14 protein-coding genes are annotated in these 14,490 nt (G+C 37.4%); 8 read left to right on the forward strand and 6 right to left on the reverse strand.

Going from position 1 to position 14,490, the window contains the following annotated elements:
* Positions 1-95 precede the first annotated feature (95 nt).
* The 3 genes from FG382_RS12050 to FG382_RS12060 are packed head-to-tail and all read left to right on the forward strand — an operon-like array spanning position 96 to position 4,393.
* A complete protein-coding gene (locus FG382_RS12050; protein WP_142539121.1) occupies positions 96-1,628 on the forward strand; it encodes an AbgT family transporter in 1,533 nt (510 codons plus the stop codon).
* A 17-nt stretch (positions 1,629-1,645) separates the two neighbouring features.
* Positions 1,646-2,956, forward strand: coding sequence for an amidohydrolase (locus tag FG382_RS12055; RefSeq protein ID WP_142539122.1), 1,311 nt, complete (start codon positions 1,646-1,648; stop codon positions 2,954-2,956).
* Positions 2,957-4,393: a M20 family metallopeptidase gene (locus FG382_RS12060; protein ID WP_142539123.1), complete on the forward strand. Its 1,437-nt coding sequence runs from the start codon at positions 2,957-2,959 to the stop codon at positions 4,391-4,393.
* A gap of 613 nt (positions 4,394-5,006) precedes the next feature.
* Here the strand turns inward: FG382_RS12060 and FG382_RS12065 are convergent.
* The 4 genes from FG382_RS12065 to FG382_RS12080 all read right to left on the reverse strand — a co-directional run bounded on the left by FG382_RS12065 (position 5,007) and on the right by FG382_RS12080 (position 8,505).
* A complete protein-coding gene (locus FG382_RS12065; RefSeq protein ID WP_170206503.1) occupies positions 5,007-5,570 on the reverse strand; it encodes a PepSY domain-containing protein in 564 nt (187 codons plus the stop codon).
* Between the two features lie 171 nt (positions 5,571-5,741).
* Positions 5,742-6,314, reverse strand: a complete 573-nt coding sequence (locus tag FG382_RS12070) for a PepSY domain-containing protein (protein WP_142539125.1) — start codon at positions 6,312-6,314, stop codon at positions 5,742-5,744.
* Between the two features lie 134 nt (positions 6,315-6,448).
* Positions 6,449-7,807, reverse strand: coding sequence for a sensor histidine kinase (locus FG382_RS12075; protein WP_142539126.1), 1,359 nt, complete (start codon positions 7,805-7,807; stop codon positions 6,449-6,451).
* Positions 7,804-8,505, reverse strand: coding sequence for a response regulator transcription factor (locus FG382_RS12080; RefSeq protein WP_142539127.1), 702 nt, complete (start codon positions 8,503-8,505; stop codon positions 7,804-7,806). Before FG382_RS12080 ends, FG382_RS12075 begins: the two co-directional genes overlap by 4 nt.
* A 487-nt stretch (positions 8,506-8,992) precedes the next feature.
* On the opposite strand from FG382_RS12080, the gene FG382_RS12085 reads away from it, so the two are divergent.
* From FG382_RS12085 to FG382_RS12105, 5 genes are all read left to right on the forward strand, one after another.
* Positions 8,993-9,625, forward strand: a complete 633-nt coding sequence (locus FG382_RS12085) for a Yip1 family protein (protein WP_142539128.1) — start codon at positions 8,993-8,995, stop codon at positions 9,623-9,625.
* A gap of 175 nt (positions 9,626-9,800) precedes the next feature.
* Positions 9,801-9,989, forward strand: coding sequence for a hypothetical protein (locus FG382_RS12090; protein WP_170206504.1), 189 nt, complete (start codon positions 9,801-9,803; stop codon positions 9,987-9,989).
* A gap of 522 nt (positions 9,990-10,511) precedes the next feature.
* Entirely contained in the window at positions 10,512-11,204 is a 693-nt protein-coding gene (locus FG382_RS12095; protein ID WP_142539130.1) for a Type 1 glutamine amidotransferase-like domain-containing protein, read from the forward strand.
* A 92-nt stretch (positions 11,205-11,296) separates the two neighbouring features.
* Entirely contained in the window at positions 11,297-12,484 is a 1,188-nt protein-coding gene (locus FG382_RS12100) for an MFS transporter (protein ID WP_142539131.1), read from the forward strand.
* A 58-nt stretch (positions 12,485-12,542) separates the two neighbouring features.
* Positions 12,543-12,734: a hypothetical protein gene (locus FG382_RS12105; RefSeq protein WP_142539132.1), complete on the forward strand. Its 192-nt coding sequence runs from the start codon at positions 12,543-12,545 to the stop codon at positions 12,732-12,734.
* 62 nt (positions 12,735-12,796) lie between these two features.
* Here FG382_RS12105 and FG382_RS12110 read toward each other — a convergent pair whose 3' ends face one another.
* Together FG382_RS12110 and FG382_RS12115 are read right to left on the reverse strand one after the other, a co-directional pair.
* Complete coding sequence (locus FG382_RS12110; protein WP_142539133.1) at positions 12,797-13,375, reverse strand: TerD family protein; 579 nt, start codon at positions 13,373-13,375, stop codon at positions 12,797-12,799.
* 33 nt (positions 13,376-13,408) lie between these two features.
* Positions 13,409-14,485 (reverse strand): toxic anion resistance protein, encoded by a 1,077-nt coding sequence (locus FG382_RS12115; RefSeq protein ID WP_142539134.1) that lies wholly within the window; start codon positions 14,483-14,485, stop codon positions 13,409-13,411.
* Between the last annotated feature and the right edge of the window lie 5 nt (positions 14,486-14,490).

The raw sequence follows: 14,490 nt of genomic DNA on the forward strand, positions 1-14,490 counted from the left end.
TAAAAATATATTGATAATTTTTTTGTATTAGTTTACTCTGTTATTTAAAGACATATCACAAAGGGGTCTTTTAATCGAAAAAAGGGGTGATTCTATTGCAACAAGTATTTACTAAGGCTGAAAAGAACGAGGAAAATAGATTTTCAAAATTCTTGTCGTTTATTGAGAAAGTAGGTAATAAGCTTCCACATCCATTTATCTTGTTTTTCTACTTAACTGTTCTTCTCGTCATTCTATCATGGATTTTAAGTTTGTTTAAGGCGGCGGTTGTCCATCCGAATACGCAAGAGATGGTTGCGGTTAAAAGTATTATATCAGGGGAAGGTATTCAGTTTATTTTATCTGATACACTTAAAAACTTTACGGGCTTCGCTCCTTTAGGATTAGTTCTAACGATCATGCTAGGTATTGGTTTAGCTGAAAAAGTCGGATTATTGGAAATGCTCATGAAAAGGGCAATTTTAAGTACACCAAAAAAGATAATTACATTTGCAGTATTCTTCATCGGAATTTTAGGGAATGTTGCATCTGATGCAGCTTTTGTTGTAATACCTCCTTTAGCAGCACTTGTTTTCTTATCTGTTGGTCGCCATCCTATAGCTGGTTTAGCAGTTGGTTTAGCGAGTACGGGTATTGGATTTTCGGCGAATATATTAATTGCAGGTACAGATGCACTTTTATCTGGAATTTCTACTGAGATTTCGAAAGGAATTAATCCAGATGTTATAGTGACTCCACTTGATAATTGGTTTTTCATGAGTATTTCTACGTTTGTTCTGGCTGCTCTAGGTACTTTGATTACCGAGAAATATGTCGAACCACGTTTGGGAGTCTACAAAGGGGAGCAACAGTCTATCTCCAAAGACATAAGCCCGTTAGAAAAAAGAGGTTTACGTAATTCCTTTATCTCTGCAATCGTTTTCATCGCAGTTATAGTTGGAGGAATGCTTATTCCAAACTCACCACTTTTGAATGAGGATGGCACTATATTACGCTCGCCATTTTTATCAGGCATTGTGCCAATTTTATTTTTATTCTTTTTAGTAGTTGGAATCACTTATGGTGTTAGTACAAAAAAGATTCAGTCTTCTGCTGATATTCCCAAATTGATGACGGAAGCTATTGGAAGTTTATCTGGATATATTGTATTAATCTTTATGATCGCTCAGTTTGTAGCTTACTTCAACTGGAGTAATATTGCCATTTGGTTAGCAGTTCATAGTGCGGATCTATTGACCACACTAAATATGACGAATGTATTTGTTATTGTATTATTTGTTTTATTAACAGCATTCTTAAGTCTATTTATTATTAGTGGTTCTGCTTTATGGTCATTAGTTGGTCCAGTATTTGTTCCACTGTTTATGGTGCTCGGCTATCATCCGGCATTCATTCAGTTAGCATATCGTATCGGTGAATCATCTACCAATATGGTGACACCTTTAAATCCTTATTTTGCGATAATTCTTTCATTCATGCACGTATATGACAAAAAAGCAGGTATTGGTACGCTTATGTCTCTAATGATTCCATATACCATTGGGTTTCTGATTATTTGGACTATATTAATGCTGGTATTTGCATTATTTGGAATTCCAATTGGACCAGGTGTTTCATTGTATCTATAGTTTAAGGAGTGGAAAAGATGAGTATTTTTACGATTAACTCAAGTTTACCTGAACAAATGATGGAATGGAGAAGAGATTTCCACCAGTATCCTGAAATCGGTTGGACAGAATTCCGTACTGCCTCCATCATTGCTCATGAATTAAGTCAATTAGGCTTTCAAGTGGAGGTAGGAAAAGAGGTTGTATCAGAAGACCGGATGGGTGTACCTGTTCATGATCAATTATTAGCTTGTTACGAAAGAGCTGTAAGTAATGGCGGTTACATGGAATATATGGAAAAGATGGTTGGAGGATATACAGGATTAGTTGGAACGATTAAAGGGAAAAAACCAGGACCAACCATCGCATTCCGTTTTGATATGGATGCATTAGAAATAGAAGAATCTAAAGAAGCGTCCCATATTCCTCAGCAATATGGGTTCCGCTCTCGATATGAAGGAAATATGCATGCTTGTGGTCATGATGCTCATTGTGCAATCGGTTTAGGTTTAGCGACTGTACTTGCAAATAATACAGATCAGATTGAAGGAACAATTAAAATCATCTTTCAGCCCGCAGAAGAAGGTGTTCGCGGTGCAAAATCGATGGTAGAGGCTGGCGTAGTAGACGGGGTAGATTACTTTTTGGGTATGCACGTAGGAGCAGGGTCGCCGCTAGGTACAGTAATTGCAGGTACAAATGGATTTTTAGCAACAACTAAAATAAATGCAAAATTTGTCGGAAAAGCTGCACACGCAGGAGCAGAGCCTGAGAAAGGACGCAATGCTTTACTTGCTGCCGCTTCCGCTATTTTAGGAATTCATGCGATTCCCAATCATAGTGGTGGTGCATCCCGTATAAATGTAGGTACTTGTATAGCGGGAGATGGACGTAATATAGTGCCGGCTCATGCATCTTTACAACTCGAAACACGTGGCGAGAACAGCGAGGTACACACATACGTTCATGAACAAGCGATAGCTGTATTAGAGGGAGCAGCGAAAATGTATGGAACAGAGCTTTCTTATGAAGTAGTTGGGGCTGCTAAAACCTGTTCCTCTTCTGAACAATTAATAGAATTAGTTGCTAAAGCAGCTAGGAGCATTCAAGGATTAGAGAAGATTATACCAAGTTCTAAATTTGCCGCTGGGTCAGAGGATGCGACTTATATGATGGACCAAGTGCAAAAGCAGGGTGGACTTGCGACATACGCAGTTTTCGGAACAACATTGGCAGCTGGACATCATCACGAAAAATTCGATATTGACGAAAAGGTACTCTCTATAACTTTGAACACTTGGCTAGAAGCAATTGAACAAATTTATCTAAAGGAAGGTGGGCAACTTTAAATGGATAACATGAAAGATTTAATTGGTTCTTTAATAGAGGCAAAAAGTAAGGAAATCACGGAGTTAAGTGATCAAATCTGGGATACACCTGAAACACGATTTCAAGAACATAAATCTACTAAACTGTTAAGTGATTTTTTAGAGGATAATGGTTTCTCTGTAGAGCGCGGAGTAGGAGGCATTGAAACAGCTTTTACTGCGACATTCGGTCAAGAAAAACCGGTAATTGGGATTCTCGGAGAATTTGATGCACTTTCAGGGCTTAGCCAAAAAGAAGCTTCAGATGTAAGAGAAGCGCTTGAGGAAAACGGAAATGGACATGGCTGTGGTCATAACTTATTGGGGACTGCAGGAATTGCAGCAGTTGTTGCACTAAAGCAACTAATAGAAGAAAAGAAAATTACTGGTTCTATTAAATATTTTGGGTGTCCAGGAGAAGAAGGCGGATCGGGAAAAACTTATATGGTTCGTGAGGGAGTCTTTAACGATATCGATGTTGCGCTTACATGGCATCCAAACTCATACTCAGGTGTCTTCTCGTTTTCATCGCTTGCGAATTATCAAGTTTATTTCTCTTTTGAAGGAAAAGCTTCGCATGCTGCAAATTCACCTCATCTTGGACGAAGCGCGTTAGACGCTGTCGAATTGATGAATGTAGGGGTCAATTATTTACGAGAACATATTATCTCCGAAGCTAAAGTTCATTATGCAGTAACGAATACAGGTGGTTCTTCTCCGAACGTTGTACAATCAGATGCAGAAGTGTTGTATTTGATAAGAGCTCCACATATTAGTGAGGTAGAGGATATTTATCAACGTGTTATTAAAATTGCGGAAGGCGCAGCGTTGATGACAGAGACAAAGGTTACTGTTCGCTTTGACAAGGCATGTTCTAATTACATTCCAAACGATACATTAAATATTGTTTTGCAGGATCAATTAGAACACTTCGGATTGCCAAATTATGATGATAAAGAATTAAGTTATGCACATAAAATGGCTCAAACTATTACGCAAGAAGAAGTAGATGCAGCTATTCTGGATGCAGAAAAACTATCTAACTATCAACTGACGGAAGAATTTTATACGCCAGAATATCCTTTTTTCAATGAGGTTATCCCTTATGCAAAAACTCGCGAAGTGATGCAAGGTTCGACAGACGTGGGAGATGTTAGTTGGATTGTCCCAACAGCTCAATTTTTTACAACTTGTTTTGTAGCAGGAACCCCATTACATACATGGCAGCTTGTTTCACAAGGGAAAACGTCTTTGGCACATAAAGGGCTATTGTATGCAGGTAAAGTACTTGCTGCTAGTGCCGTAGAGGTCTTTGGAAATCCTGAACTAATCGAAAAAGCGAAGGAAGAACTAGCTAAGCAAACAAAAAATGCGTATCGCAATCCATTACCAAAAGAGCTGCAACCTAGTATTAGGTAAATTAATAAATAAAGAGGTACCAGGCTATGTTTATCATGGCCTGGTACCTTTTTTATGGCTTGTCGATCAGTATAGGAAACTGTGCGGTAAGATACTAAGATGTCCGCCATGATTTCCGCTCCAGGCGGACGCTTTCCGTGGGGCGAGCGGTGAGCCTCCTCCTCCGCTAACGCTACGTGCGGGGTCTCACCTGTCTCGCTAATCCCACAGGAGTCGTCGCCTTGCACTCCAATCAATAGAACCTACTAATAATCACTAAAAAGTAAGTCTTATTGAATTAATCATAGGTTTTCCCTATAGAAAAAACAATATAGTACTAGATCTAGTGCATTATGACTTAGTAATTAGCAAACTCTACTGGATTGTAGCGAAAGGGTGGCGACTCCAGCGGGAATAGCGTGAGCTGAAGACCCCGCAGGAGCGCAAGCGACGAGGAGGCTGAAGCCATGCCCGCGGAAAGCGTACGACTCAGGGAAAATCTCGGTGGACACCTGTTAAAGTCTTACCGCGCAGTATCCCTATTTTATGCGATATCCCAATATTGTTCCTCATTTTCATTTGCCATATCAAGGTAGACATAGGCCCTTGCACTTTTGTTCCTTCATTTTAAAACTCAGTCGTCGTAGCCATCGTCATCAAGATCTAATTCCAACACTTTTCCAGTAGAAGCGTCGATTGTAATGTCAGCTTCTCCTTTATTTGTACGTAGTTCTATTTCATACTCATATCTATTATCATCTTTATCCAATTCGATTTTAGTCACTTCGCCTTTTACTTGTTTTTTGGCAATAGCAATAGCTTCTTTTTCAGAAATAAGGGATTTAATCGATGCTGCTGTAGTACGTGCATCATCGTAATGATCATCATCTAAGTCTAGTTCTATTACTTTGCCTGTAGAAGCATCAATGGTAATTTCATGCTCTCCATCAGCGTTTCGTAGGTCTAACTCATATTCAAATCTACCATCATCAGAATCTAACTCAATTTTAACTAAGTCGCCGTCCACTTGATTTTTGGCGATAGTAATAGCTTCTTTTTCAGAGATAATTGACTTTGTAACACTTGGAACTTGCGTGCTTTCAAGCTTGCTGTCATTTCCTTTTGCATATGCATTAATTCCAATTGCACCGCTTACTAAAAGAGTAGTTGCTAATGAACCAATAAATAATTTTTTCATCATTTATGCCTCCTAAGTTTGTTTTGTCTTACAGTTAACACTATAACCAGACAAAACTAAAGGACGGGGAAAGGAAGGTTAAAATTTGGAGAGAAAAAGATTTCATTATTTTAACCAAATAAAACACCAGATTCGACACTAAAATTAGGTGAACCTGGTGTTTATCTCTTATTAGTCATCCCAATCTACTGATTTCACTTCTCCGGTGTAAGCATCCACTTGTACAACGGCTTCACGATCATCGTCCCCATTCTCGATTTCTACTTCTACTAGGTAATAGGGAGATTGACCAGAAATTGCATGAAACTCTGCATCATCCTCTTCTGCCATCCCTTTAAGGTGATTGGCTGCTATTTCTACTGCTTCTTGTTTTGTTATTAAGGTGATTTGAGCGGGTTCTTCTGCTGGTTTTTCTTCTTTTGTCGGTGCTGGTTCTTCCATTTCTACTTGCTCCGATGCTTCTTTGATAGGCTTTTCCGCTTTTTCAGTTTGGGCTAGAGAAAGTACGTCTCCATTTTTTGCATCTATTTTAATAACATATACGCCGGTTTCAAGCTTTATTTCTATTTGATATTCGTCTTTAGTCTTTGTTGTTTTTATAATATCTCCGGGATACTTTTCAAGTACAACTGAATTCGCTTCTGCTTCTGTGAGGTCTTTTGCTGAGATTGAAGGGGCTAGCCAAAATACCAAGCAAACCACAAGGAGAATAATTCCTACCGGCCATATCCATTTCTTTTTCATGTTATATCACTCCATGTAACAATTTATTAGCCATAGTATACAACCTGAAAGTAAGAAAACGATGAGAAATAGGCGATTCTTTTATCCCGCATTAACGGGCAGTAAGACTCCCACTCCAAGATTGAAGTTTCACTTTATCCGCTTTCTGTTGATTTGAAAAAAAGAGTAACAGTAGTTCCACGGTTTTCTAGGCTATTAAGTTCTATCCTTATTCCAATCGCATTTGCTATTTGCTTTGCCATTGTAAGTCCTAGTCCAGAACCACCTTGTTTTCTGCTTCTTGCTTGGTCTACACGGTAAAAACGGTCAAACACATGAGGTAAATCATCCTTTGGTATTCCTATTCCTTTATCTTCAATTTGGATATATGTCTCATCGGATGCTTGTCCGATATGAATCGTAATTTGGTCCTCACTATATTTTCTGGCATTATCTAAAAATATATAAAGTAATTGTCTCAGTTTTTGTGCATCTGTATAACCAGTCGTGATATCGTTGCCCTCCACTAATACTTTTCGTTGATAGGTATTTTGAAAGGTGTTTGCTGTATCTGTTACAAGCTCTGTTAAGTTGATTTGTTCTAATTGGATATTCCATTGTTCCTGTTGTCTTGCTAGTTGTAATAACTGCTCTGTCATTTCTCTCATTCGCACAGCTTCTGAGTGAATGGCATCAATCGATTCTTCAAATAAATCGGGTCTTTCCAAGCCTCTTCGTTTTAGAAGGTCAGCATAATTTTCAATGATTGTTAGGGGAGTTCTCAATTCATGTGAAGCATTGGAGACGAATTGTTCCTGTTTTTCAAAGTTTGACTGGAGTATATCAATCATATGATTAAATGTTTCTCCCATTTCTACTAGTTCACTCTCCGAAGTATTTTCTAGTTCTAATCTTTTAAATTGAGCACTTTTTTGGATTTCCTTCATCGTATCAATCATGGATCTAATTGGTTGGATTATCAAGTTACTCAGAACTCTACTAGACAGAAAAACAGGTATCATCGCAATTATGGTTACAACAATGAGCACAATTCGTAATATATTGAGCATGTTATCCATTTCCTGTATGCTACTTGTTACTTGCAGGTTCACAACACTTCCATCATTCCAAATGACTGGATAGGAGACGAATACATAGCGCTTCTTTTCCAGTTTGACTACTTCACTTGTCTTCCCCATAAAAAAATTCTTTGGTCGTGATTCTAGTGCTGCTTCAGAAGGAGAGGTGATCTTCGCGTGAGTTGTTAAATCATTTTTTACTACTCGAATCATCCCTTCGACGGGAAGATAAGCACGAAGAAGTTGATCAGGCGGAAGACGATCTTTTGTCTTCCCGATATCTGTGACAATCTTTTCGACATTCGCCTCTGCTCTATTAAGTTCGTTCGTCAGCATTAGGTGGCTGAAAAGAAAATAGATAGAAGCATTCATTAGGATTAATAAAACAATAAATAACACGGAAGTATATAAATTTATCTTATTTCGAAGTTTCATGTGGCATCCTTTAAGACATAACCGACGCCTCTTACTGTATGGATGAGGGCATGATCATAATTGGCATCCACTTTTTTTCGAAGATATCGGATATATACGTCGACTATCTTTGTTTCTCCATCGTAATCATAGCCCCAAACCGCTTCTAAAATTTGCTCGCGGTCTAAAACCTGTCGCTTATTTTTTAGTAAATATAAAAGAAGATCATATTCTTTTGGTGTTAAGTCAATATCGCTTTCTTGGCGAATCACTTCTCGTGTTTTCTCGTTTACCTTTAAATCACCGGCATGAAGCCATTCATCATCTCCGAATACTGAGGAGGTTGCAACTTGTTTTATGCGCAAGACTGCGCGAATTCTTGCAAGTAATTCCTCCATTCGAAAGGGTTTGGTAATATAGTCATTGGCACCAAGATCCAGACCAGATACTTTGTCTTCAATCGAATCTTTAGCAGTCAACAATATGACTGGAATTAGGGAGTCTTTTAATCGGATGCGTCGGAGTAATTCAATTCCACTCATTCCGGGCAGCATGACATCTAATAATATTAAGTCCCATTTTTTAGAAAGATAGGCTTCTAATGCATCTATTCCATTTGTTGCTTTCCCTAGTTCATATCCTTCATATTCTAACTCGATTTCCAGAAGTCTTAAAATTTTCTCTTCATCTTCTACAACTAAAATAGATTCTTTGGACAAAAGCTTTTCCACCCCTTGTTCTAAATCAATGTCTATATCTTACATTACTTGAGTAAATAATAAAAAGAAGTTGTTATGAAATCACGAAAAAAGCTCAATTGATTCATCACGAACCAATTGAGTTTACTTATTTCTTTATTTTAGACATATACATGGTGAGACGATAGGAGGTAATAGTCTTTCGTGATCAATTAACAGAATCCGACTGAGTTAACCGTTATACAATCCGATCTATATAATCACCTCCAAATAATAAGTTTTCTCTCATTTAAAGAGATTAGTATAGTGTATTAAATCTATTTGGAAATGCTTAGGTTCCTATCTTGAATAGAAAAAGTGTTGTGCAAATTTCAACTCATGATTAATGATGATTTTAAAATTGGAAGGAATTTGGTGTTTTTTGTCGAATCTATATGTAAACCTTTAAATAAAAATGGTTGTATTTGCATATTTTAAGAGAGAAAGAAATTCATGAGGGGGGAGTAGTTTGAAAAAGGAAGAAGTTAAATCGCTAAATCCGTTTTTCTCCATTTGGCTTTCCACAAGAGAAACGATTCGTTATGTGTTGGATTATAAAGATATAAGGTTTTCATTATTGATCGTGATTATTGCAGGTATACCAAATGCAATTGGTGCGATAGGAGAATGGGAAACGAGGTTTGATATACCTTTATGGCAGTTGCTCATTGGGAGTTTAGTATTGGGTCCAATAATCGGTTTAATTGGATTACCAATTGGAGCAGCTCTGTATACTTTTGTCGGAAAATGGTTTGGTGGAACTGGAAAGTTTAAAGAAATGGTTCAAGCTGTAGGAGTAAGCATGATTCCTATTATTTGGATGACACCTTACTATATAGTAGATGCATTAATTACTAACAAGGCAATGGCAGATACGATAACTTGGCAATTATCCGCAGGTGCAATTGGCTGGTCGTTACTGTCGTTATTTATCATGGCGACATTTTCGATTTGGATGATTGTCATTCAAAGTAAGGCAATTGGGGAAGTACATCAGTTTTCTAGCTGGAAAGGGTTTTGGACGATAATTATCCCTTCTACTGTGATTTTTATTATTGTATTTATTATTACAATTACTATTATATTTTCATCTCTGGGGTAAACATATATTCATATATAGAAGGTGCTAACGCTTTATCTATTTTTCTAGGAAAGTTTTTGCGCCCTTTTGTGTTGATGAAAATAATTAACGAAATTAAAATAAAAAAATTGAAATAATATTTAAAATATTTATAATAGATGAATATAATTGTATTAATAATGGGGGAAGTGATTCATTGTATCTACTAGGGATAGATGGAGGCGGCACGAAAACAGAAGAAGTGGTAGCAGATGCATATGGAAACGTTTTCGCTAAGGTAGTAACTGGATCAAGCAACCCAACATCCATGTCTAGGGAAGATTTTGAATCGATTATGGAGAAAGCGCATTTCTTCGATGCAAATACAGAGATCCGTATTGTTTAAACAGTTGTCGCATAAGAGCCACTCTTCTATTTTGGAAGGGTGGTTTATTTGGTTGAACCAGAAATTATAGAAGATATAGACATGTGGACAACTATTTCGAGAGCATAAGCAATGGCATAGTTTAATCATGATATAGGGAAACTGTGTTGTGGTTAATGGTGTCTTAATCCAAGTAAACTTGTTATTTTAAGAAATGGTTGCTTTCACTAGGAATTTGATTGCTCTTATACTGACTTAGTTGCTTTAGGAATGGAATTGGTCGCTTTCCATGACTGAATGATTGCCCTTAGCCATTAACTGGATAATAGTACAGAAAGATACTTAAAATTATGGAGATTCCGCGTAATAAATAGTCCCAAACTCCTTTCATTTTCGCTACAGGCTCTTCAGCACTTTGAGAATGAAATCTTGCACTTTAGCTTTCTACTAATAGCTCTTTTTTCATGTTATTATAGGAACAATAAAGGAACTTGTTTCCATATCAATAACAATATTAAAAGACGGATTACTTAGGAGGAAAAAATGAGACAAATTATTGCAATGGGGGGCGGCGGTTTTTCAATGGAACCGGAAAACCCGTTATTAGATCGATATATTTTACAGCAATCCACGAAAAAAAGACCGAAAATTTGTTTTATTGGAACGGCGAGTGGGGATGCAGATAGTTATATAGACAAATTTTATGAGTTTTTTCGACAAGAAGAATGTGAGCCGATGCATTTATCTTTATTTAAACCTTCTACACGTGATATTAAGAAATTCATTATGGAACAAGACATTTTGTATGTAGGTGGAGGCAATACCAAAAATCTAATGGTTCTTTGGAAAGAGTGGGAACTTGATAAAGCTATTCGAGAAGCTTATATCAATGGAACAATTTTATCAGGTATTAGTGCTGGATCGCTTTGCTGGTTTGAAGAAGGGGTGACGGACTCTTATGGAGATGAATTGGAGCCTATTTCATGTCTTGGTTTAATAAGCGGGAGCAATTGTCCCCATTATGATGGTGAGGCAGATAGACGTCCTGTGTATCAAAAGTTTATAGAACAAGGCATTATTGGGGCAGGATACGCTGCCGATGATGGAGTTGCTCTACATTTTACAGACGAAAAGTTGTCCAAGATTGTGAGCTCTCGTCCACAAGCACACGGATATTATGTGGATAAGGGCTTAGAAACAAAGTTATCCACAACGTACTTAGGTAAGGAAGATTAAAAGAGGCAAGATGGTTCCTGAACACATACCGAAATAATTGGCGCTAATAAAATGTAATGGGTAGTTTTCGATAAAGAGGCGATTTTTTAGAAATGGATTATATACAAAAAGGAACAAAAGAATTTAAAAAGACGAATCTGGCCTTATTTGCTGCGGGGTTTATAACGTTTGCTAATCTATATAGTACGCAAGCAGTGCTACCAGAGTTTTCAAAGGAATTTCATATTTCACCGGCAGTAGCGAGTTTATCCTTGTCTTTTGCAACTTTGGCATTAGCGATTAGTCTGGTCATATTTGGATCCCTCTCAGAAGCATGGGGACGTAAAAGATTGATGACGATTTCTATTGTTTCGGCATCTGTATTAACGTTGGCAATTGCTTTTTCACCTAGTTTTGAATTTTTGCTTGCTTTGCGAGTCATTCAGGGGATTGCGTTTGCAGGTCTTCCGGCTATTGCAATGGCCTACTTGGGAGAAGAAGTGGAACCAAAGAGTCTCGGAGTTGCTATGGGACTTTATATAAGTGGGAATTCAGTTGGTGGATTAGCAGGACGAATTATTATGGGAACGATGACAGATTTATTTAGCTGGAAAGTTGGAATGATTTTTCTTGGGTTACTTAGTATTGCGATTAGTATTTACTTTGTTGCTTCCTTGCCTACTTCTAAACATTTTGAACCACGAAAATTACAGGTGAAAGCATTAGCAAAGTCGCTATTGGATCATTTAAGAGATCCAGCAATGCTTTGTCTTTTTGGTATAGGCTTTACTTTAATGGCCGGTTTTGTTTCTTTGTATAACTACATTAGTTTTAAATTAATTGATCCTCCATATTCATTGAGTACTACCATTGTTGGTTGGATTTTTATCATTTATTTGGTTGGAACGTTCAGTTCTACATGGTTTGGTAGTCTTGCTGATCGTTTTGGTCGTCAAAAAGTTTTGATTTCGGGGATTATTATCATGTTTGCGGGTAGTCTTATCACGCTTGATGTTCATCTAACCTTGAAGATTATTGGTATTACCATATTTACTTTTGGTTTTTTTGGTACTCATTCGATTGCGAGTGGATGGGTAAGTCATCGCGCAAATCATGATAAAGCACAGGCTTCATCGCTTTATTTATTCTTTTATTATGTCGGGTCGAGTATTGGTGGAACTGCGGGTGGTATTTTTTGGTCCAATTTTGGTTGGGCTGGAGTTGTTAGTTTGATCGCTTTTTTTCTTCTGGTGGCGATGTTACTTTCACGCTTCCTTCATCGATTTTTAGTGTATGAATGAAAACAGGTTTACTAGCCATATTAAAAAGGCACGAATGAGATGAAAGGGTGATGTAAACATGTCTTTTGAAAATTATAAAAAAGCAAGTAAATACACGAATTCGTTAAATCCAGACATTAAAAGCAAAAATATGAAAGAAGAAATTTCGCTTGAGGCTGAATTTGATAGCTTACTACCAAAGCAAGAGCCAATGACGCCGAACCAACGTAAAGAGGGTATATCGGATAAAATGTACAAAGACAAAGGTTAATAAAAAGGGGGCTATCCACAAGTCATTACTGACAATGGGAATAGCCTCAAAATGTTTTCGCTTTAGTTTAGTCCAAATTCGGTAATTAATGCAGCTAATCCACCTTGGAAGCCGCTACCTATTGCATTGAACTTCCATTCGTTATTATGTCGGTAGATTTCTCCAACTACAAGGGCTGTTTCAATGGAAAAGTCCTCACCTAAATCATAACGGACGATTTCTTCATTTGTATCTTCATTAACAATTCGGATAAACGCATTGGAAACTTGACCAAAGTTTTGTTTACGCAGTTCTGCGTCGTGAATAGTAACCGTAAAAACGACTTTTTGTACGACGCTTGGAACAAGTGGTAATTTGACGAGTAATTGTTCATCATCCCCGTCACCGACTCCAGTACGGTTATCCCCAGTGTGGATAACCGAGCCATCTTCACTTTGGAGATTATTATAAAAGATAAAGCTTTTTTCATTAAACGCTTTCCCGTTCCCATCCACGATAAAAGCGGAAGCGTCTAAGTCAAAGTCATTTCCACCACTGTACCTATTCGTATCCCAGCCTAATCCGACTATGACATTTTTTAATCCTGGATTCGTTTTCGTTAAATCAATTTTTTGCCCCTTTGAAAGGTTAATAACTGACATTCTGTTTCCTCCTCATCCATTGTTAAAAGTAAATTATTTTCTTTGCCCGTCCTCGTATTTCTTTTGTAGCTCTTCTAGTCGAAGACGTCCTTGTTCTCTCATCTTGCGGTTTTCTTCTTCAATTGCCTTTGTTTCATTCATCCCACGCATAATCGTATCCCATGTTTGTTCAATTGTTTCAATTTTAATGCTCGGTTGGCCGGACATTCGAGCGATATCGACACTTTGTTTCGAAATGTCATTGGCATTTCGAAGGAGCATTTCATTTGTTCTACGATCTAATTCACTCATCGATTGTGCCACAAGATTTTGTCTTTTAGCTGAAATAGCATTAATAAGTCCGGTTTTAAAAATTGGAATAGTCGTGACAAATGCAGAGTTTATCTTACCGATTAACTTTGTATTGCCCCGTTGTAGCATTCTAATTTGTGGAGCCGATTGATAGGAAACTTGTTTAGCCATTTCTAAATCGTATATGCGTTGGTCGAGTAGCTCGATTGCGTTTTGTAGGCTATTTAGCTCCATTAATACAAGCTGATCACCGGATTCTGCTTTTTGTTGTAAATTAGGAACAAGTTGTCTTAGCTGGTTTACTTTGAGTTCACCTGCAACAATATACTTTTCTAGTTCCATAAAGTAGTTAAAGTTTTTATCATACAGCTCTTCTAATGTAACTGTTGAATTTTTCATCTCTTTTTCATATTTTGTTATTTCCACATATACTTTATCTATTTCACTGCCCATTGTTTGGTATTTGTTGAATAACTTTTCGATAAGCTTTTCGCCTTGTTTGAATATTTTACCGAGGAATGAAGGCTTTTCAACGAAATCTTTTTTGTCGAATTTATCCATGATTTTACCAAGCTGTTTTAAAAGCTCGCTTGATTCTTCCATGCTGCTTGATTTGATCGTGTTTAGAATTTTGCCTGTAAAGGTGGATATTTCATTTGCTGGCTCACGACCAAATTCCAGAAGTTCCACCTGGTTTTTAGGATCTATTCTAGCTACTAGCTGTAATACTTGAGGATCTCGCTTCAGTTGTGCCTTTAAATCGGTACTTTCTTCTAAAAGCTTTTCTTGTTGGTCTATTTCTAACTTTTCTAGTTCCATTTCTT

It is taken from the genome of Psychrobacillus lasiicapitis (assembly GCF_006861795.1).
Taxonomy (GTDB): Bacteria; Bacillota; Bacilli; order Bacillales_A; family Planococcaceae; genus Psychrobacillus; species Psychrobacillus lasiicapitis.